This is a genomic window from Serratia sp. A07, assembly GCF_058725505.1.
On sequence record NZ_JBZXDO010000007.1, the window covers coordinates 36,736 to 56,067 of the forward strand.

The 19,332-nt window shown below is 61.8% G+C and carries 19 protein-coding genes; 6 read left to right on the forward strand and 13 right to left on the reverse strand.

What is annotated here, in order from left to right; translation table 11 throughout:
* Positions 1-24 precede the first annotated feature (24 nt).
* Positions 25-1,005 carry a LacI family DNA-binding transcriptional regulator gene (locus tag AC4PR2_RS09780; RefSeq protein WP_038878117.1) on the forward strand — a complete coding sequence of 327 codons (981 nt, stop codon included), beginning with the start codon at positions 25-27 and terminating at the stop codon, positions 1,003-1,005.
* A gap of 191 nt (positions 1,006-1,196) precedes the next feature.
* Positions 1,197-2,381, forward strand: a complete 1,185-nt coding sequence (gene tsgA / locus AC4PR2_RS09785; protein ID WP_033636290.1) for an MFS transporter TsgA — start codon at positions 1,197-1,199, stop codon at positions 2,379-2,381.
* 54 nt (positions 2,382-2,435) lie between these two features.
* Here the strand turns inward: tsgA and AC4PR2_RS09790 are convergent, their stop codons facing one another.
* The gene (locus AC4PR2_RS09790; RefSeq protein ID WP_207188402.1) at positions 2,436-3,704 is read right to left on the reverse strand and encodes a cytosine deaminase; all 1,269 of its coding nucleotides are present in this window, start codon (positions 3,702-3,704) and stop codon (positions 2,436-2,438) included.
* Positions 3,705-4,007: 303 nt separating this feature from the next.
* On the opposite strand from AC4PR2_RS09790, the gene nirB reads away from it, so the two are divergent.
* Genes nirB through cysG form a run of 4 tightly spaced genes read left to right on the forward strand, consistent with a single transcriptional unit; the run spans position 4,008 to position 9,151 of the window.
* Positions 4,008-6,557 (forward strand): nitrite reductase large subunit NirB, encoded by a 2,550-nt coding sequence (gene nirB, locus AC4PR2_RS09795; RefSeq protein WP_492175076.1) that lies wholly within the window; start codon positions 4,008-4,010, stop codon positions 6,555-6,557.
* A complete protein-coding gene (gene nirD / locus AC4PR2_RS09800) occupies positions 6,554-6,880 on the forward strand; it encodes a nitrite reductase small subunit NirD (RefSeq protein WP_038878129.1) in 327 nt (108 codons plus the stop codon). The genes nirB and nirD overlap by 4 nt, the downstream gene beginning before the upstream one ends.
* A 16-nt stretch (positions 6,881-6,896) precedes the next feature.
* Positions 6,897-7,697 carry a nitrite transporter NirC gene (nirC, locus tag AC4PR2_RS09805; RefSeq protein ID WP_087762469.1) on the forward strand — a complete coding sequence of 267 codons (801 nt, stop codon included), beginning with the start codon at positions 6,897-6,899 and terminating at the stop codon, positions 7,695-7,697.
* A 50-nt stretch (positions 7,698-7,747) separates the two neighbouring features.
* Positions 7,748-9,151, forward strand: coding sequence for a siroheme synthase CysG (gene cysG, locus AC4PR2_RS09810; protein ID WP_087762468.1), 1,404 nt, complete (start codon positions 7,748-7,750; stop codon positions 9,149-9,151).
* A gap of 51 nt (positions 9,152-9,202) precedes the next feature.
* Here cysG and trpS read toward each other — a convergent pair whose 3' ends face one another.
* From trpS to pilM, 12 genes are all read right to left on the reverse strand, one after another.
* Positions 9,203-10,210, reverse strand: a complete 1,008-nt coding sequence (gene trpS, locus AC4PR2_RS09815; RefSeq protein WP_025304534.1) for a tryptophan--tRNA ligase — start codon at positions 10,208-10,210, stop codon at positions 9,203-9,205.
* 2 nt (positions 10,211-10,212) lie between these two features.
* Entirely contained in the window at positions 10,213-10,911 is a 699-nt protein-coding gene (locus AC4PR2_RS09820) for a phosphoglycolate phosphatase (RefSeq protein WP_038878137.1), read from the reverse strand.
* On the reverse strand, positions 10,904-11,581 hold the full coding sequence (gene rpe / locus AC4PR2_RS09825; protein WP_019456160.1) for a ribulose-phosphate 3-epimerase: 678 nt from the start codon (positions 11,579-11,581) through the stop codon (positions 10,904-10,906). The genes AC4PR2_RS09820 and rpe overlap by 8 nt, the downstream gene beginning before the upstream one ends.
* A 51-nt stretch (positions 11,582-11,632) precedes the next feature.
* A complete protein-coding gene (dam, locus tag AC4PR2_RS09830; RefSeq protein WP_038878140.1) occupies positions 11,633-12,445 on the reverse strand; it encodes an adenine-specific DNA-methyltransferase in 813 nt (270 codons plus the stop codon).
* An 84-nt stretch (positions 12,446-12,529) separates the two neighbouring features.
* A complete protein-coding gene (locus tag AC4PR2_RS09835; RefSeq protein ID WP_330113112.1) occupies positions 12,530-13,543 on the reverse strand; it encodes an SPOR domain-containing protein in 1,014 nt (337 codons plus the stop codon).
* A gap of 156 nt (positions 13,544-13,699) precedes the next feature.
* Complete coding sequence (gene aroB, locus AC4PR2_RS09840) at positions 13,700-14,800, reverse strand: 3-dehydroquinate synthase (protein WP_149571537.1); 1,101 nt, start codon at positions 14,798-14,800, stop codon at positions 13,700-13,702.
* Between the two features lie 106 nt (positions 14,801-14,906).
* On the reverse strand, positions 14,907-15,428 hold the full coding sequence (gene aroK, locus AC4PR2_RS09845) for a shikimate kinase AroK (protein ID WP_004391482.1): 522 nt from the start codon (positions 15,426-15,428) through the stop codon (positions 14,907-14,909).
* Between the two features lie 349 nt (positions 15,429-15,777).
* The gene (hofQ, locus tag AC4PR2_RS09850; RefSeq protein ID WP_102985414.1) at positions 15,778-17,022 is read right to left on the reverse strand and encodes a DNA uptake porin HofQ; all 1,245 of its coding nucleotides are present in this window, start codon (positions 17,020-17,022) and stop codon (positions 15,778-15,780) included.
* Positions 17,019-17,381, reverse strand: coding sequence for a HofP DNA utilization family protein (locus AC4PR2_RS09855; protein WP_048232072.1), 363 nt, complete (start codon positions 17,379-17,381; stop codon positions 17,019-17,021). The genes hofQ and AC4PR2_RS09855 overlap by 4 nt, the downstream gene beginning before the upstream one ends.
* Positions 17,374-17,868 (reverse strand): hypothetical protein, encoded by a 495-nt coding sequence (locus AC4PR2_RS09860; protein ID WP_149571539.1) that lies wholly within the window; start codon positions 17,866-17,868, stop codon positions 17,374-17,376. Before AC4PR2_RS09860 ends, AC4PR2_RS09855 begins: the two co-directional genes overlap by 8 nt.
* On the reverse strand, positions 17,861-18,400 hold the full coding sequence (locus tag AC4PR2_RS09865; RefSeq protein WP_060424521.1) for a PilN domain-containing protein: 540 nt from the start codon (positions 18,398-18,400) through the stop codon (positions 17,861-17,863). Before AC4PR2_RS09865 ends, AC4PR2_RS09860 begins: the two co-directional genes overlap by 8 nt.
* Entirely contained in the window at positions 18,400-19,233 is an 834-nt protein-coding gene (pilM, locus tag AC4PR2_RS09870) for a pilus assembly protein PilM (protein WP_060424519.1), read from the reverse strand. Before pilM ends, AC4PR2_RS09865 begins: the two co-directional genes overlap by 1 nt.
* Between the last annotated feature and the right edge of the window lie 99 nt (positions 19,234-19,332).

Here is a 19,332-nt window from a genome sequence, read left to right on the forward strand (position 1 = left end):
TAGCCGTAATTCAGGAGTGGGACGATGGTGACACTGGAAGATGTCGCGGCGCTGGCGGGCGTTTCGCGCGCCACCGTATCGCGCGTGGTGAACGGCGACAGCAACGTCAAGGCGCCGACCCGCGAGAAGGTTGAACGCGCCGTCGCCCAGCTCGGTTATACCCCCAACCCGGCGGCCCGCGCGCTCGCCTCCAGCCACAGCAATACCCTCGGACTGGTCACCACGTCGTACCGCGGCGGCTTCTTCGGCGCGCTGATGGACTTCGTGCAGACCGAGGCCGAATCCCACGGCAAACAGCTGCTGGTGACCCAGGGCCGCAACAGCGCCGAAAACGAATGGCAGGCGATACAGCGGCTATTTAGCCTGCGCTGCGACGGCGTGATCCTGCACGTGCGTTTTCTCAGCGACGATCGGCTGCGCCAATTGGCGGCGGAACAACGTGATTTCGTGTTGCTCGATCGTCTGGTACCGGGGCTGGAAGCCCGCTGTGTCACCTTCGATCACCCGCTCGCCAGCCGCATGGCGACGCAGCAACTGCTCGATGCCGGGCACCGGCGCATCGCCTGCATCAGCGGCCCGCGTGAACGCCCGTCGAGCCGCCTGCGGCTGCAGGGGTTTGAAGAGGCAATGCAGGCGGCGAATATCGAACCGGTGGCCTGCCTGGAGGGCGTCTACGATCTGGAAAGCGGTTACCGCTGCGCCGATCGACTGCTGCAGCAAGCCGCGCGGCCCAGCGCCATCTACTGCTGCAACGAAGAGATGGCGATCGGCGCGCTGCTGGCGATCAACGAGCACCGCCTGCGGGTACCGCAGGATATCTCCTTGATCTGCTACGACAGCGGCGAACGCGCGCCTTTCGTGCGCCCGGCGTTGAGCAGCGTCCATTTTCCCATCAGCGAGATGGCCCAATACGCGGCGCGCAGGCTGATCGACCCCGCCACCCCGGCGCACCGGTTTGAGCCGACGATAGTCAACCGTGATTCCATTGTGACGGTACGCAAATAGATCACAATAATGCGCATCACCCCTTCATGGGTTACATCAAAAAATCGACAGCCATCACAAAAAATCCCGTTGTCTGTGCTAGGATCCGCCCCCTGGTGGCCTGATCGGGACTTTTTTCTGCGTTTGTCAGGAAAAGCCAGCGGCCTTATGCCAGCTTTAAAACCTCTAACAGACATATTCAGGCCTATACAATGAATGACAGTAACCGCATACGGCTTACCTGGATCAGCTTCTTTTCGTACGCGCTGACCGGTGCTTTAGTGATCGTCACAGGGATGGTGATGGGAAACATTGCAGAGTACTTTAACCTGCCGGTTTCCAGCATGAGTAACACCTTTACTTTCCTCAACGCCGGTATTTTGATTTCGATCTTCCTCAATGCCTGGCTGATGGAAATCATCCCGCTGAAGCGTCAGCTGATCTTCGGCTTTGTCCTGATGGTGCTGGCGGTCGCAGGGCTGATGCTCGGCAAGAGCCTGACCATGTTCTCGCTGTGCATGTTTATCCTCGGCGTGGTTAGCGGTATCACCATGTCGATAGGCACCTTCCTGATCACGCACATGTATGCCGGCCGCCAGCGCGGTTCACGCCTGTTGTTCACCGACTCCTTCTTCAGCATGGCCGGGATGATCTTCCCGATCGTCGCCGCGATGCTGCTGGCTCGCCACATCGGCTGGTACTGGGTTTATGCCTGCATCGGCCTGCTGTACGTGGGGATCTTCGTGCTGACCCTGTGCTCCGAATTCCCGGTGCTGGGCAAGAAAGGCGCCGACGCCGGTCAGCCGGTCGAAAAAGAAAAATGGGGCATCGGCGTGCTGTTCCTGTCGATCGCCGCACTGTGCTACATCCTCGGCCAGCTGGGCTTCATTCAGTGGGTGCCTGAGTACGCCACCAAGTCGTTCAACATGGACATCGGCCAGGCCGGTAAGCTGGTGAGCGACTTCTGGACCTCTTACATGGTCGGCATGTGGGTGTTCAGCTTCATCCTGCGCTTCTTCGATCTGCAGCGCATCGTTACCGTGCTGGCCGCATTGGCTACCGGCGCGATGTACCTGTTCGTCAGCACCGACAACCCGGAGCACCTGGGCTACTACATCATGGCCCTGGGCTTCGTTTCCAGCGCCATCTACACCACGCTGATCACCCTCGGCTCGCTGCAGACCAAGGTCTCCTCACCGAAGCTGGTCAACTTTATCCTGACCTGCGGCACCATCGGCACCATGCTGACCTTCGTTGTCACCGGCCCGATCGTGGCGAAAGGCGGCGCGCACGCAGCGCTAACCACCGCCAACGGCCTGTACCTGGCGGTGTTCGTGATGTGTCTGCTGCTGGGCTTCGTGACCAAGCACCGCAGCCACGGTCACGTGACGCACTAACGTCTTCGCATCAAATACATCAAGGGCGCCCGCAAGGCGCCCTTTTTTTGCGCCTTAGCGCCGAAAATCCACCGTCTCATCCTGCTGCAAATGCAGCGTGGTTTCCGCCGGCCGCGTTTCGGCGATCACCGCTCCCTGGCGAATCGAATAACGCACCGGCGTCTGGCGGCGCACTGCGTCGAAGCCGCTTTCCGCCGGCAGGATCACCAGGTTGGCGCTGTTGCCGGCCGCCAGGCCGTAGTCGCTCAGGTTAAGGGTGCGCGCGCTGTGGTGGGTGATCAGCTTCAACCCATCGTCGATCTGGCCATAGCCCATCAGCTGGCACACGTGCAGCCCCATATGCAGCACCTGCAGCATGTTGGCGGTGCCGAGCGGGTACCAGGGATCGAACACGTCGTCATGGCCGAAGCAGACGTTGATCTCTGCCTCCAGCATCTCCTTCACCCGCGTCACGCCGCGCCGTTTCGGGTAGCTGTCGAAACGCCCCTGCAGGTGAATATTCACCAGCGGGTTGGCGACGAAGTTGATGCCGGACATTTTCAGCAGGCGGAACAGCCGCGAGGCGTAAGCGCCGTTGTAAGAGTGCATCGCCGTGGTGTGGCTGGCGGTGACTTTCGCCCCCATCTCCAGCTTCAACGCCAGCGCCGCCACGGTCTCGACGAAGCGCGATTGCTCGTCGTCGATTTCATCGCAGTGCACGTCCACCAGCCGATCGTATTTTTGCGCCAGCGCGAACGCCTTATGCAGCGACTCCACGCCGTATTCGCGGGTGAATTCGAAGTGCGGAATGGCACCCACCACGTCGGCCCCCAGCCGCAGCGCCTCTTCAAGCAGCGCTTCGCCGTTAGGATAGGAAAGGATTCCCTCCTGCGGGAAGGCGACGATCTGCAGCGTCACCCAGGGCGCCACCTCCTGCTTCACCTCCAGCATGGCACGCAGCGCGGTCAGCGTGGGATCGGAAACGTCGACGTGGGTGCGCACATACTGCACGCCGTTGGCGATCTGCCACTTGAGCGTTTGCCAGGCGCGCTGTTTGACGTCTTCATGGGTCAGCAACGCTTTACGTTCGGCCCAGCGCTCAATGCCCTCGAACAGCGTGCCGGACTGGTTCCAGGCCGGCTGACCGGCGGTTTGCGTGGTATCCAGGTGGATATGTGGTTCGACGAACGCCGGCAACGCCAGCCCGCCCTGCGCATCCAACACGTCGCTGCGCCACTCCTGCCCTTCCGGCTGCGGCACCAGATGCGCGATGCGCCCCTGTTCGATCGCCAGTTGCCACAACCCTTCATGCCCGCTTAAACGCAGGTTGTCGATAAACTTCAATGGACGTTTCGCCACCCTTCACCTCTGCCGTTGCGCTGGTTTTCTTCATCATACTGGCAGCGGATCGCGCTGACAAAGTCGCCGTTGCCTGCCTACCCCCTGTGTTTACTCCCTGTGGGGTAATTTGCATGCAAACTGACTCGCTTCAGCTAAAGGTGAATAAAATCCGCAACTTATCAAAAAACGTGAAAAATCATCCATATACCACGTTAGAGGTATATAAGGGTGTGATTGATTTGCATCAATAAATTGCCCATCGGGAGAGATAAGGTAAGCCTAGGAAACCAGAATTTTGAGGCAATAATGAGCAGAGTCAAACTTGCCGTCGTCGGCAATGGCATGGTCGGCCACCGGTTCATCGAAGATCTGTTGGATAAAGCAGACAAAGACCAGTTCGAAATCACCGTATTTTGCGAAGAGCCACGCATCGCTTACGATCGCGTGCACCTTTCCTCCTACTTCTCGCACCACACCGCCGAAGAGCTGTCGCTGGTGCGCGAAGGCTTTTACGAAAAACACGGCGTGAAGGTGCTGGTCGGCGAGCGCGCTATCACCATCAATCGCGACGAGAAGGTGATCCACTCCAACACCGGCCGCACCGTCTATTACGACAAGCTGATCATGGCCACCGGCTCCTATCCGTGGATCCCGCCGATTAAAGGCTCGGATAGCCAGGACTGCTTCGTTTACCGCACCATCGAAGATCTGAACGCCATCGAAGCCTGCGCGCGCCGCAGCAAACGCGGTGCGGTAGTCGGCGGCGGACTGTTGGGGCTGGAAGCCGCCGGCGCGCTGAAAAGCTTGGGGGTGGAAACGCACGTGATCGAGTTCGCTCCGGTGCTGATGGCCGAACAGCTCGACCCGATGGGCGGTGATCAGCTGCGCCGTAAGATCGAGCGCATGGGCGTCAAGGTACACACCGGCAAAAATACCCAGGAGATCGTCAACGGCGGCGGCACGGCGCGCAAAACCATGCATTTCGCCGACGGTAGCCTGCTGGAAGTGGATTTCATCGTGTTCTCCACCGGCATCCGCGCCCAGGACAAGCTGGCGCGTCAGTGCGGGCTGGAGATTGGCCGCCGCGGCGGCATCGCCATCAACGACAGCTGCCAGACGTCGGATCCGGACGTGTACGCCATCGGTGAGTGCGCCGCCTGGCGCGATCGCACCTTCGGCCTGGTGGCGCCGGGGTACAAAATGGCGCAGGTGGCCGTCGATCACCTGCTGGGCCGCGAAAACGGCTTCCAGGGCGCCGACATGAGCGCCAAGCTGAAGCTGCTGGGCGTAGACGTCGGCGGCATCGGCGATGCCCACGGCCGCACCGAGGGCGCCCGCAGCTACGTTTATCTGGATGAAAGCAAAGAAGTCTACAAACGCATCGTGGTCAGCGCCGACAACAAAACCCTGCTCGGCGCGGTGCTGGTGGGCGACACCAGCGATTATGGCAACCTGCTGCAGCTGGCGTTGAACGACATCGAACTGCCGGAAAACCCGGACGGCCTGATCCTGCCGGCCCACGCGGGCAGCAAACCGGCCATCGGCGTGGATTCGCTGCCGGAAAGCGCGCAGATCTGCTCCTGCTTCGACGTCAGCAAAGGTGACATCATCCAGGCAGTCAACAAAGGCTGCCACACCGTAGCGGCGCTGAAGGCCGAAACCAAGGCCGGCACCGGCTGCGGCGGCTGCATCCCGCTGCTCACCCAAGTGCTGAACGCCGAGCTGAGCAAGCAAGGCATCGAGGTCAACCACCACCTGTGCGAACACTTCGCCTATTCGCGCCAGGAGCTGTTCCACCTGATCCGCGTCGAAGGCATCAAGTCGTTCGAGGCGCTGCTGGCCAAATACGGCAAAGGCTACGGCTGCGAAGTGTGTAAACCCACCGTCGGCTCGCTGCTGGCCTCGTGCTGGAACGAATACATCCTCAAGCCGCAGCATACGCCGCTGCAGGATACCAACGACAACTTCCTCGGCAATATCCAGAAAGACGGCACCTACTCGGTGATCCCACGCTCCGCCGGCGGCGAAATCACCCCGGACGGCCTGCTGGCCATTGGCCAGATCGCCAAGGAGTACAATCTCTACACCAAAATGACCGGCTCGCAGCGCATCGGCATGTTCGGCGCGCAGAAAGACGATCTGCCGGCCATCTGGCGCAAGCTGCTCGCCGCCGGCTTTGAAACCGGCCACGCTTACGCCAAGGCGCTGCGCATGGCGAAAACCTGCGTCGGCAGCACCTGGTGCCGCTACGGCGTCGGCGACAGCGTCGGTTTCGGCGTCACGCTGGAACATCGCTACAAAGGCATCCGCACCCCGCACAAAATGAAGTTCGGCGTCTCGGGCTGCACCCGTGAATGCGCCGAAGCGCAGGGCAAGGACGTCGGCATCATCGCCACCGAGAACGGCTGGAACCTGTACGTCTGCGGCAACGGCGGCATGAAACCGCGCCACGCCGACCTGCTGGCCGCCGACCTCGATCGCGAGACGCTGGTGCGCTATCTCGACCGCTTCATGATGTTCTATATCCGCACCGCCGATAAACTGCAGCGCACCTCGGTGTGGCTGGAAAGCCTGGAAGGCGGTATCGACTACCTGCGCAAGGTGATCGTCGACGACAAGCTCGGCATCAACGACCAACTGGAAGCGGAGATCGCCCACCTGCGCGACGCGGTGATTTGCGAGTGGAAAGAGACCGTCGAGCATCCGGAAACGCAGCTGCGCTTCGCCCACTTCATCAACAGCCCGCTGCGCGATCCGAATGTGCAGGTGGTGGCCGAACGCGACCAGCACCGCCCTGCGCGCCCGGACGAGCGCATTCCCGTCACCCTGATCGATACCGAGGAGAGCCACGCATGAGCCAGTGGATTACCGTTTGTCCCGTCGCCGACATTCTGCCCGGCACCGGCGTGTGCGCCCTGATCGGCGATCGGCAGGTGGCGGTGTTCCGCCCCTATGCCGACGAGCAGGTGTTCGCCATCAGCAATATCGACCCGTTCGCCCAGGCCAGCGTGCTGTCGCGCGGCCTCATCGCCGAGCATCAGGGCGAGCTGTGGGTCGCCAGCCCGCTGAAGAAACAACATTTCCGCCTGTACGACGGCCACTGTCTGGAAGACGACAGCCGTTCCGTCGCCAGCTTCACCAGCCGGGTGGTCGACGGCATCGTGCAAGTCGCGGCATAACCTTTCGGGAGGCAACATGTTTACCGACACGATCAATAAATGCGCCGCCAACGCGGCGCGCATCGTCCGCCTGGCGAAGGAGAGCCCGCTCGGCTTCTGGATCAGCTCGGCGATGGCCGGTGCCTACGTCGGCCTCGGCATCATCCTGATCTTCACACTCGGCAACCTGGTCGACCCAAGCGTGCGGCCGCTGGTGATGGGCGCCACCTTCGGCATCGCGCTGACGCTGGTGATCATCGCCGGTTCCGAGCTGTTCACCGGCCATACGATGTTCCTGACGCTCGGCGTCAAGGCCGGCACCATCCGCCAAAGCCAGATGTGGGCGGTGCTGCCGCAAACCTGGCTCGGCAACCTGCTCGGCTCGGTGCTGGTGGCGCTGATGTATTACTACGGCGGCGGCAGCCTGCTGCCGGTGGATACCAGCCTGGTGCACAGCGCCGCGCTGGCGAAAACCACCGCGCCGGCCGAAGTCCTGTTCTTCAAGGGGGTGCTGTGCAACTGGCTGGTTTGCCTGGCGATTTGGATGGCGATCCGCGTAGAAGGCGCCGCCAAGTTCATCGCCATTTGGTGGTGCCTGCTGGCCTTTATCGCCTCGGGTTACGAACACTCCGTCGCCAACATGACGCTGTTCGCCCTCTCCTGGTTCGGCAACCACAGCGAGGCCTATACCCTCACCGGCATCGGCCACAACCTGCTGTGGGTGACGCTGGGCAATATCCTGTCCGGCTCGGTGCTGATGGGCCTGGGGTATTGGTACGCCACGCCGCGCGCCGAACGCCCGCAGGCGGCGAAAGCCGCCGCACGTCAGACCGCCTGAGTTTTCGGGGGCGCATTTCGCCCCCACACTGATTACCCCGAGGAGTGCCGATGGACTACCTGCCGATTTTCTGCCAACTGCAACATAAAGCCTGCCTGCTGGTGGGCGGCGGCGAGATCGCCGAACGCAAGGCGCGCCTGCTGCTGGACGCCGGCGCAGCGCTGACCGTCAACGCCGTGGACTTCACCCCGCAGTTCCGCCTGTGGGCGGAAGAAGGCCGGTTGACGCTGGCCGAAGGCGAATTCAGCCCGGCCCTGCTGGCGGAAAAATGGCTGGTGATCGCCGCCACCGACCGGCTGGAGGTCAACGCACTGGTGTATCAGTGCGCCAACCGGCAGCGGGTGTTCTGCAACGTGGTGGACGATCCGAAACGCGCCAGCTTTATCATGCCGTCAATCATCGATCGTTCGCCGATCATGGTGGCGGTGTCCTCCGGCGGCAAAGCGCCGGTGCTGGCGCGGCTGCTGCGCGAGAAGCTGGAAGCGATGCTGCCGCAGCACCTCGGCAAGCTGGCCCAGCTGGGCGGCTCGCTGCGGCAGCGGGTAAAACAACGCTTCAGCAGCCTCGGCGCGCGCCGTCGCTTCTGGGAACGGTTATTCGCCCACGATCGGCTGGCGCAGTCGCTGGCCAACGACGACGCCACGCTGGCCGAACGCCAGCTCGAGCAGCTGTTCAGCGAACAGCCGGAAGATCGCGGTGAAGTGGTGCTGGTGGGCGCCGGGCCGGGCGATGCCGGCTTGCTGACGCTGAAAGGGCTGCAGCAGATCCAGCAGGCCGACGTGGTGGTTTACGACCGGCTGGTCTCCGAAGAGATCATGACGCTGGTGCGCCGCGACGCCGAACGCATCTTCGTCGGCAAACGCGCCGGCCACCACTGCGTGCCGCAAGAGCAAATCAACCAAATCCTGCTGCAGCAGGCGCAGCAAGGCAAACGCGTGGTGCGCCTGAAAGGCGGCGACCCCTTTATCTTCGGCCGCGGCGGCGAAGAGCTGGAGACGCTGGCGGACGCCAACGTGCCGTTCTCGGTGGTGCCGGGCATCACCGCCGCCTCCGGCTGTTCCGCCTACAGCGGTATCCCGCTTACCCACCGCGACCATGCGCAGAGCGTGCGCCTGGTGACCGGCCACGCCAAGGCCGACGGCGGATTGGACTGGGCGACGCTGGCCGCCGGGCAACAGACGCTGGTGTTCTATATGGGGCTGTCGCAGGCGGCGGAGATCCAGCGCCAGCTGATCGTGAATGGATTGGCGGCCACCACGCCGGTGGCGCTGGTAGAAAACGGCACTTCCTGCCACCAGCGGGTGATCGAAGGCGAGCTCGGCCAACTGGGCGCCCTGTCACTGCAGGCCGCCAGCCCCAGCCTGATCATCGTCGGCAGCGTGGTCAGCCTGCGCAGCAAACTCAACTGGTTCGCCAGCGAGGCATCACCCGTCAGCCTGGCGCAAATGGCGTGATACCGACATAAAAAAAGCGGCCCGTGGCCGCTTTTTTTATTTTCGCCGGCGTTACGCCTGCGGCGGTACGAAACCAACGGCCTGATAGACCTTCGCCAGGGTTTCCTGCGCGCGTGCGCGGGCCTTGGCGGCGCCGTCGCGCATCACCTGCTGCAGATAGGCTTCGTCGTTACGGAAGCGGTGATAGCGCTCCTGCAGCTCACCCAGCATGCCGGAGACGGCTTCCGCCACCGCGCCTTTCAGGTGGCCGTACATCTGGCCTTCGAACTCGGCTTCCAGCTGCGCGATGCTCTTGCCGGTCACGCCGGCGAGAATATCCAGCAGGTTAGAGACGCCCGCCTTGTTGACCACGTCGTAACGCACGACAGGCGGCTCTTCCGAGTCGGTCATTGCGCGCTTAATCTTCTTGGTCACCGCTTTCGGATCTTCCAGCAGGCCGATCACGTTGTTGCGGTTATCGTCCGACTTGGACATCTTCTTGGTCGGTTCCTGCAGCGACATCACGCGCGCGCCGGATTTAGGAATAAACGGCTCCGGCACTTTGAACACGTCGCCATACAGCGCGTTGAAACGCTGCCCCACGTCGCGGCTCAGTTCCAGGTGCTGCTTCTGGTCTTCGCCCACCGGCACCTGGTTGGTTTGATACAGCAGGATATCCGCCGCCATCAGCACCGGATAGCTGAACAGCCCGGCGTTGATGTTCTCCGCGTAGCGCGCGGATTTGTCTTTGAACTGCGTCATGCGACTCAGTTCGCCGAAATAGGTGTAGCAGTTCAGCACCCAGCTCAGCTGCGTGTGCTCAGGCACGTGCGACTGCACGAAGATGGTGCTTTTTTCCGGATCGATACCGCAGGCCAGGTACAGCGCCAGCGTATCCAGCGTGGCCTTGCGCAGTTTCTCGGCATCCTGGCGCACGGTGATGGCATGCAGATCGACGATGCAGTAGATGCAGTCGTAGTCGTCCTGCATCTGCACCCACTGACGCAGCGCACCCATGTAGTTGCCGATGGTCAGTTCGCCGGACGGCTGCGCGCCGCTAAATACGATGGGCTTACTCATGTTTAAATTTCCTGATTCTCTAAAGATGACAGCCCAAGAGCGGGCAACAAATCGGCGAAGCGCTCCAACACCCGATCGGGGTGGCTCAGGGCTATCGATTCACCGTAGTTATAACCGTAGGTAAAACCGACGCTTGGGCAACCGGCGCCCTGCGCGGCTTGAATATCGTTGCGTGAATCGCCGACGAACAGCAGTTCATGCGCGCGCAGCCCAAGCTTGCCGAGCACCAGATACAACGGCGCCGGGTGCGGTTTCTTTTCCGTCACGTCGTCGCCGCCGATCACCAGCGAGAAATAGTCGCCAATCCCCAACGATGCCAGCAGCGGCGCCACGAACGGCGTCGGCTTGTTGGTCACCAGCGCCATCGGGTAGCCGTGCGCGGCCAGTCGGGCCAGCGTCTCTTGCACCTGCGGGAACAGGCGGCTGCCGCTGTCGACGGTCTGCGCATAGAAATGGTCGAAGCGTTCACGCAGCCGGCCGCACTGTTCCGGCGTGCCTTCCGCTTCCGCCCAGCGCAGCGCGCGCTGCACCAGCACGTCGGCGCCGTTGCCGATCCAGGTGCCAACCCGCTCCTCACCCGCTTGCGGCAGGCCCGCTTCTTCCAGCGCCATATCGATGGCGGCCGCCAGGCCCGGCGCGCTGTCGACCAGCGTGCCGTCCAGATCGAAGGCCAATGCGCGGATCGCGCCGAAATCAGCCATGGGAAACCTTCGCCAACTCGCTGCGCATCTCGTCGATCACCTTGCGGTAGTCCGGCTGGCCAAAGATGGCGGAACCGGCGACGAACATATCGGCGCCCGCAGCGGCGATTTCGGCGATGTTATCCACCTTCACCCCGCCGTCGACTTCCAGGCGGATGTCGCGACCGCTGTCGTCGATCAGCTTGCGCACCTGGCGCAGCTTGTCCAGGGTGCCGTGGATGAACGACTGGCCGCCGAAGCCCGGGTTAACCGACATCAGCAGGATCACGTCGATTTTATCCATCACGTAGTCGAGATAGCTCAGCGGCGTGGCCGGGTTGAACACCAGGCCGGCTTTACAGCCGTGCTCTTTGATCAGCTGAATGGTGCGATCGACATGCTCGGAAGCTTCGGGGTGGAAAGAGATATAAGACGCGCCGGCCTTGGCGAAATCAGGCACGATGCGGTCCACCGGTTTGACCATCAGGTGCACGTCAATCGGCGCGGTAATACCGTAATTGCGCAGCGCTTCGCACACCATCGGACCGATGGTCAGATTGGGCACGTAGTGGTTGTCCATCACGTCGAAGTGCACCACGTCACCGCCTGCGGCCAGCACGTTGGCGGTATCTTCACCTAACCGGGCAAAATCTGCCGACAGAATGGACGGGGCAATCAAAAACTTTTTCATCCGCTTCTCCAAACGTAGGGTCGAGTTGTTATGCGCCGGGGTGCCCCCGGCTTAGCGATACAGCGCCAAAAGCTCGTTCACTTTGCTGCGGCCGAGAATATTGCGGCTGATCGTGCGGCGCGCTTTCACCACATACAGCGCAGCATTCTGGTACCAGTCGCGCGTCAGTTCGGTATCGTGATTGGAGATCAATACCGGTACCCGGCTCTCTACCGAGAGCTGATGCGCCAGTTGCGCCAGGCTCTGCTGATCGGCGATGCTGAAGCTGTTGGTGTGGTAAGCGGTGAAATTCGCCGTCGCCGACAGCGGCGCATAAGGCGGATCGCAATACACCACGGCGCCGGCCACGGCCTTCGCCATGGTATCGCGGTAATGCTCGCAGACAAAAGTGGCATTGCGCGATTTTTCAGCAAACCAGTAGAGCTCTTCTTCCGGGAAGTACGGTTTCTTGTAGCGGCCGAACGGTACGTTGAACTCGCCGCGCAGGTTATAGCGGCACAGGCCGTTATAACAGTGGCGGTTCAGGTACAGGAACAGCAGCGCCCGGCGGTAAGGCTCGGTGCTAGTATTGAACTCTTCTCGCAGCAGGTAAAACTGATCCGAGTTATTGAATTCATCGGCGAAAAGCGTGCGGGCATCGCGCACGAAGTCATCCGTGCGCAGCTTAACGATGTTATACAGGTTGATAAGATCGCTATTGATGTCGGCGAGAATGTAGGCGTCGTAATCCGTATTCAGGAAGACGGATCCCGCACCCACGAAGGGCTCGATTAAGCAGTCTCCCGCCGGCAGATGGCGACGAATCTCGTCTACCAGCGGGTATTTTCCACCAGCCCATTTTAAAAAAGCGCGGTTTTTCTTCATGCCGTCAATTAGCTACTTATACAATTCAGAGCGGCGGATTGTACTCTGTTTCAGACAGCACATCAGCGCACAAATTTAAATGATTTATTTTTTAAGATCTTGCTGTACCTGATGTACAGGTCGGACCCATGGTTTTTTCGCCTGTACATCCGCCGGCAACGAAGCAATGGCGCGCTTCGCTTCTGCGGAAGACGCGTAGTTGCCGCTTACCAGCACATACCACGGTTTGCCGTCACGCTTGGTGGCGTACACCAGGTAGTTCTGCAGCTTCTGCTGTTTGGCGTAGGCGTTCAGCGTATCGGAACGCGAAGCGCTGCTCAGCTGCAGCGTGTAATGGCTGCCCGGTGCAGACTGCAGCGAACTGCCGCTGCTGCTGACCGCTCCCGCTTTCGCGGTGGAAGACGGCTTGACCGGCGGCGTATACACCGTAGTCGGCGATTTATGCTGCGTCGCGGTCGGTTTGGTGGCGGCGGTTTTCGCCGGCGTTTTATGCTGTTGCTGCGCGGTACCTTGCACAGGGCGAGTCGCCTCGCGCGCCGCGGTGCCGCTCATCACCGTCGCCGGTGCGGTCGGCAGCGTCGACGCTGCGCCGGTCATGCCCTGGGTCGCGGCATCCACTTGCCCCTGCTGCTGCGACAGCGCATCCGCCATGTTGCCCGGCAGATCGACGCGCTGCTGCGCACCGCCCTGCTGAGGCTGAGTTTGCGCTTCGGTCGGCGTGCCGGAGATCGGCGGAACGCTGACGTTCTGCGGTTGCTGCGGCTGAGTCGTACTCACGCCGTTGTTGTCGTGGGTATCCGTCGTGCCGCCCGGCACGCCGTTGTTGGCGGTGGTCAGCGACGAAGAACCGGACAGGTTGATATCGCGAGCCGCGCCGTTTTGCGCGCCGCTATCCTGAGCCGCCTCATGCTTGGTCGGCGCCTTCAAGGCGGAACCGATACCGATAATCAGCAGCAACAGCACCAAAATGCCGATGCCGATCATCAAATGCTGGCGCGAAACGGCGAAGCGCGGCGCGGCGGCCGGCTTGCGCGAACGCGTAGGACGACGATCGCTGCTATCAGGTCTGAGATCGTCTTCCGGTTTAAACTCGTCCATCTGAAACCCTCCAACTAGAGGCAAAAGCCCACCACCGTAGACCTACCGTGGCACGGGCAGATTAACCCGATGATGGCAAAGCGACACCCGTCGTGCTCTGCTCACTGTATTAATATAGATGCAAATGGCGGCTAAGCCACTGTTACTTGGTCCGATTTAATTACGCTGCTGCTCAGGCAGGCAGGCGGCGATCGACGCCAGCACCAGCTCATGCCCTACGCCGCCGCGCACTTCCGCCGCACCGATCGCGGTCGGCAGCACCAGACGCAGTTCACCCGCCAGCACTTTCTTGTCGCGCAACATGTGCGGCAGATAGGATTCCGGCGTCATTTCCTGCGGCCCGCAGACCGGCAAGCCGGCGCGCAGCAGCAGCGCTTTGATGCGTTCGATATCTTCAACGGAGAACTGGCCGAGACGGTGCGCGGTTTCCGCCGCCATCACCATGCCCGCAGCCACCGCTTCGCCGTGCAGCCATACGCCGTAGCCCATTTCGGCTTCGATGGCGTGGCCGTAAGTATGGCCCAGATTCAGCAAGGCGCGCAGGCCGCTTTCGCGTTCGTCGGCGGCCACGACCTCAGCCTTCAGCTCGCAGCAGCGGCGGATACAGTAGGCCAACGCCTGCATATCCAACGCCATCAGCGCATCGATGTTGTTTTCCAGCCAGACGAAGAACTCGCGATCGAGGATGATCCCGTATTTGATGACTTCAGCCAGACCGGAAGAGAGTTCACGCGTCGGCAACGTTTTCAGGCAATCCAGATCAACCACCACCGAAGCGGGTTGATAGAAAGCGCCGATCATGTTTTTGCCGAGCGGGTGGTTGACGGCGGTCTTGCCGCCCACGGAAGAATCCACCTGCGACAACAGCGTGGTGGGAACCTGAATGAAGCGCACGCCGCGTTGATAGCACGCGGCGGCAAAGCCGGTCAGATCGCCGACAACGCCGCCACCGAGCGCGATCAGCGTCGTGTCGCGCCCGTGCGGTTTTTCCAGCAGCGCCGAAAACACCTGCTCCAACACCGCCAGAGATTTGTACTGCTCACCATCGGGAAGGATCACCTGATCCACCACGATGCCGCCCCGCTCCAGCACCTGCCGGACGCGCTCCAGATAGAGCGGCGCCAGGGTCTGGTTGGTGACCAACATCGCTTGCTCACCCGCCTTCAACGGCATAAAAGAAGCCGGATCGTTAAACAATCCGGCGGCGATGGTAATCGGGTAGCTGCGCTCCCCAAGCGTTACAGTAATTCTCTCCATGTCGCGCTCAGTTCTCTGTATGGTGCGGCGGTGGTTGATCCCCGCAGCGGCGGGGAACACAAATCAGTTTTCCGCATTGGCCGACGGCGAACGCGAAAATCGACAATCAGTTGCTTTCCAGCATGTTGATGATCTGGTTAGCAACCACTTTAGCGCTCTGATCGTCGGTGCGGATGGTGACATCGGCAATCTCTTCATACAACGGATTGCGCTCTTTCGCCAAGGCTTCCAGCACTTCACGCGGCGGAGAATCGACCTGCAGCAGCGGGCGTTTTTTATCACGCTGGGTACGAGCCAGCTGCTTTTCGATCGTGGTTTCCAGATAGACCACCACGCCGCGCGCGGACAGACGGTTGCGCGTTTCGCGCGACTTCACCGAACCGCCGCCGGTCGCCAACACAATCCCTTGTTTTTCCGTCAGTTCATTAATGACTTTTTCTTCACGATCGCGGAAACCTTCTTCCCCTTCCACGTCGAATACCCAGCCCACGTCAGCTCCGGTACGTCGCTCAATTTCTTGATCGGAGTCGAAGAACTCCATATTGAGTTGCTGAGCTAACTGACGGCCAATAGTGCTTTTGCCGGCACCCATAGGCCCAACCAGAAAGATATTGCGTTTCTCTGCCATGTTTTTCGGTATTACTAAGACAATTCGTTAATGTTAACCCGCCCCGCCAATCAAATCAGCGGCGGGACCTAAACTGAAACCTCATGAGCGATAGTGCGAGATCAGACGAAAAATTATCTCAACACTCTTGGTAGTTTGGCAACCGAATAAATCGCAATCCACGCCGCGGGAGGGAAACCATATGTTTTTAACGGCGTCTTGACGCTAACAAAAAACCTCGGTGCTCAATTCGGTAACCCTTGTAAGCTAAATCGGCCGCAGCGTCAAACGCAGATCCCCCCAAGGAGATAAAAAAGTGTATCTGCTCATCAACTTTAGGAGATTTGCCGTCCGGCTGACAGGTAGCCGCTTATCCCTTAATCAGGGTCGGCGTAATGAAGATCACCAGCTCACGTTTTTTCTGTTGTGCGCCGCTTTGTCGGAACAAGCCTCCCAATAACGGCGCATCCGCCAATCCCGGCACCTTGTCCGCCGTCTTGCCGCTATGCCGTTGAAAAATACCGCCGAGCACCAGGGTTTCACCGTTTTTCACCGTGATCTGCGTTTTAATCTCCTGTTTATCGATGGTCAGCGCTTCCCCCGCGCCCCGGCTGATGGCGCGCCCCGGCATATTTTGGCTGATGTGCAACGTCAGCGTGATGCGCCCGTCCGGCAACACTTTCGGCGTCACCTCCATGCCCAGCACCGCCTCTTTGAACTCGATGGCGGTCGCACCGCTGGCGCCGCTTGACACTTCGTAAGGGATCTCGGTTCCCTGCTTGATGCTGGCGGTTTGCAGGTGCGCCGTCAGCAGGCGCGGGCTGGCGATGATCTCCACCTGATTCTCCTGTTCCAGCGCCGTCAGCTCGAGGCTCAGCAAACGCCCGCTGATGCGCGCCAGATGGAAACCGGCGTTCACCGCGCTGCGCTCCAGCGGCAGGTTGACGCCGAGATTGCCCGGCCGCAGCGGCTGCGCCGGCCTGTCGTCAGGCGCCAATCCCCAACGCACGCCGAGTTCGCGCAGGCTTTCGCTGTTGATGGTCACGATATGCGCCGCCAGCTGGACCTGTGCCAGCGGCGCGTCCATTTCCGTTACCCGCTTTTTCAACTGCGCCAGGATCGGCGCGGTGTCGCGCAGCAGCAGCGTATTGGTGCGCTTATCCGCCAGCACGCTGCCCCGCTCGCTGAGCAAGGCGCCGCGTTGGGCATTGAGGCTTTCGGCAATCTCCGCCGCATCGCCGTTCTGTAACGTCAGGCTCAGGCTGTGCAGCGGTTGCCGCTGCGCCAGCGCCTCTCGCTGCTGCCTTTTTTCCTGCGCGTCCGGCTCCGGCGCAATCAGCATCACGTTACCCTCACGCGTCATCGCCAATTTGCCCATGCGCAGGGTCAGCGCCAGCGCCTGAGGCCAGGGCACATTCTCCAGCCGCAGCGTCAGGTTGCCGCTCACGCCGGGCGCGGCGATCAGGTTCATCTGCCGATAATCCGCCAGCGCCTGCAGGATGACCGTGACCGGCGCATCCTGAAACTCCAGCGAAATAACCTGTTTATCCTGCGCCTGTGCGGCGCCGAGCGTCAGACACCACAGCGCCACGCCCAATCCAGCGCGTCCTTTCATGGTTTCCCATCCTTGTTGTCCATTATCAGCGAGATGTCGCCCTGGCTCGCCGGGCAATCCGGTTCGGCCGCCAGCGCCGTTAACGTCAGGCTGCGCGCCTGCACCTGCGTCACCTGCCAACGCTCGGCCAGCACCCGCTGCTGCGGCCGCAGGCGCAGCCACTGCCCCGCCGGCGTCACCACCCAGCCATAGCGCAGCGTCGGTTGCCCGATGACGCCTTTCAGTCGCCAGCCCGCCGGCGATGCCGCCGTTTGGGCACAAGCAGGCAGCGGAGGCGGCGCAAACGGGTCGCGCGGCTCAGCACATAGGGCCCACGGCCATAGCAGCCACCACCACCCACGGCCGGGTCTTTTACTCATCTGCCTGCTCCTCGGTGGCATCCTGCAAAACCAACCGCGCCGTCATGCCAAGGGGCAGCGTCTCCACGCTCAGCTGCTCGAGGCGCAAATCGGCGGGCAGCGCCTCCAGCAGCGCCAACAAACCGGCGTAGTCAATGCGCAAACTCAGCGTTTGCCGTAGCGGTTTTTCCTGCCGCTGCCAGCGCAGCAAAGCGCTCCCCGCCCGTTGCAGCACGCTCGCCAAATCGCCGGTGGTGGTCGGCGCAAGCACCGCCGCCGGGATAATGGTTTGCGGCGTCTCTTCCAACTGGCTCTGCACCATAGCGATCTGTTGCAGCAGGCGCTGTTGCCGCTCCGCCGCATTTTCCCGCTGACGCCATTCGTCTTGCAGCAGCCAACCGCCGCCCAACAGCGCCAGCGTGCCGATGCCCAACCCTTGCGACAGCAGCAATAGCCAGCCCGGTAAGCTCAGCCAGAGGCGCAGCCCGGAGGACAAACGGCTATCCATCACGCCCCCACTGCGCCGCCAGATGAAAGGAGTACAGGCCGTCTTCGCGTTGCGCCATCTCCGCCAAATGCAGCCGTGGCAACGCAGGTATCCCCGCCAGCCGCCGTTCGAACTGCGTGATGGCCGCAGGAGAGCGGCTCAATCCACGCAGCCGCAGGCCGTTCGCCGCATTGCAGTCCAACGCCGTGAGCCACAGCGGCGGAGGAATGCTGGAGGACAATTGCTGCAGCAGCTGCAAATAACGCCGGTTATGTTGGGCGTTATTTGCCTGCCGTTCGGCGCGGGCACTGTGCATCGCTTGCTGCGCCCGCTCTTGCTGCTGCTGGCGGGCGAGCGACGTCAATGCCGCCAGCTCCTCACCCAGCATCGCCTGCCGCGCCTGCCGCTGCGTCTGTTGGTGACGCAGTTGGCCGGCGGCCAGGAACAGTGCCAGCAGCAGCGCCGTTACCTGCAACAGCAGCACGCCCAGCCAGAAATAGGCGCGTCGCCGATCGCGGCGCTGGCGCCAGGGCAGAAAGTTAACCTGATACATCAACGATCCTCCTCGCGCAGCGCCAGACCACCGGCCAACGCGAACGCCGAGGGATGCACGGGCAACGGCGGACGCAGCTGCGTAAAGGCGCTGAGCGGCGACCAGGCCAGGCAGCCGGCGGGCAGGGCTCCCGCCAGCACGCTGCCGGCATAGACAGGCCGATCGTCGCCCGCCGGCGTCTGGGCTTGCAGCGCCCGCAGCGCCTGGGCGCCATCGTCGCCCGGCGCCAGACCAAAGGCGAAGGCGCCATCGGCCGGCGCCACCCACAGCCATTCTCGTTCGAGGCGATGCATCAGCCCCGCGGCGGGCGGCACGCCTGCCGCCGTCGCCATCATCCGCAGCGCGCAGGGGGTGATATCGACCGCCTGCGGATGCAGGCCAGCCTGACGCAGACAAAGCAGCCACTGCTGCAGTTCCTGCCGCCGCGCGGCGGTCAACAGCAGCGCCGCCTCATCCCCCGGTGCGGCGCGATAGTCGAGCGCCAGCGTCTGGCCGTCGAGCGGAAACTGCTTCAAACCGTGGCCGCCGATATAGTCGCTGCGTTCCGGCTCGCGCAGCCGCGCATCAGGCCGTGCCATACGCTGCTGCAACACACGCTGCGCCGGCAGGGCAATGCGTAAGGAAATATGTCGCGGCAGCTGGACGCGCCATTGCCGCAGCGCCCGGATCAGGAATTCGGAAGGTTCCAGGCAGCCGTCGCGTAAAACTGCCTGCGGCAGCGCCTGCTGCCACCAGTGGCGCAACTGCCAGCCGTTGCGGCGGCGTTGGGCCGCCACCGCCCGCACGCAGTCGATTTGTATATCCAGCCCCACCTGCCATGCTTGAGGGAACATGTTTCGCAAGCCTCCATAACATCAGATGATAAAAGAACATATCCATGTCGCAGGCTTGCCTTTATACTACCGCGCGGTTGTTTATAAACTGCCCAAATG

Bases quoted from the DNA above. Each gene is read 5' to 3' on its own strand.
- AC4PR2_RS09780 (WP_038878117.1), top strand. From the start codon at position 25: ATGGTGACACTGGAAGATGTCGCGGCGCTGGCGGGCGTTTCGCGCGCC.
- tsgA (WP_033636290.1), top strand. From the start codon at position 1,197: ATGAATGACAGTAACCGCATACGGCTTACCTGGATCAGCTTCTTTTCG.
- nirB (WP_492175076.1), top strand. From the start codon at position 4,008: ATGAGCAGAGTCAAACTTGCCGTCGTCGGCAATGGCATGGTCGGCCAC.
- nirD (WP_038878129.1), top strand. From the start codon at position 6,554: ATGAGCCAGTGGATTACCGTTTGTCCCGTCGCCGACATTCTGCCCGGC.
- nirC (WP_087762469.1), top strand. From the start codon at position 6,897: ATGTTTACCGACACGATCAATAAATGCGCCGCCAACGCGGCGCGCATC.
- cysG (WP_087762468.1), top strand. From the start codon at position 7,748: ATGGACTACCTGCCGATTTTCTGCCAACTGCAACATAAAGCCTGCCTG.
- trpS (WP_025304534.1), bottom strand. From the start codon at position 10,210: ATGAGTAAGCCCATCGTATTTAGCGGCGCGCAGCCGTCCGGCGAACTG.
- AC4PR2_RS09820 (WP_038878137.1), bottom strand. From the start codon at position 10,911: ATGGCTGATTTCGGCGCGATCCGCGCATTGGCCTTCGATCTGGACGGC.
- rpe (WP_019456160.1), bottom strand. From the start codon at position 11,581: ATGAAAAAGTTTTTGATTGCCCCGTCCATTCTGTCGGCAGATTTTGCC.
- dam (WP_038878140.1), bottom strand. From the start codon at position 12,445: ATGAAGAAAAACCGCGCTTTTTTAAAATGGGCTGGTGGAAAATACCCG.
- AC4PR2_RS09835 (WP_330113112.1), bottom strand. From the start codon at position 13,543: ATGGACGAGTTTAAACCGGAAGACGATCTCAGACCTGATAGCAGCGAT.
- aroB (WP_149571537.1), bottom strand. From the start codon at position 14,800: ATGGAGAGAATTACTGTAACGCTTGGGGAGCGCAGCTACCCGATTACC.
- aroK (WP_004391482.1), bottom strand. From the start codon at position 15,428: ATGGCAGAGAAACGCAATATCTTTCTGGTTGGGCCTATGGGTGCCGGC.
- hofQ (WP_102985414.1), bottom strand. From the start codon at position 17,022: ATGAAAGGACGCGCTGGATTGGGCGTGGCGCTGTGGTGTCTGACGCTC.
- AC4PR2_RS09855 (WP_048232072.1), bottom strand. From the start codon at position 17,381: ATGAGTAAAAGACCCGGCCGTGGGTGGTGGTGGCTGCTATGGCCGTGG.
- AC4PR2_RS09860 (WP_149571539.1), bottom strand. From the start codon at position 17,868: ATGGATAGCCGTTTGTCCTCCGGGCTGCGCCTCTGGCTGAGCTTACCG.
- AC4PR2_RS09865 (WP_060424521.1), bottom strand. From the start codon at position 18,400: ATGTATCAGGTTAACTTTCTGCCCTGGCGCCAGCGCCGCGATCGGCGA.
- pilM (WP_060424519.1), bottom strand. From the start codon at position 19,233: ATGTTCCCTCAAGCATGGCAGGTGGGGCTGGATATACAAATCGACTGC.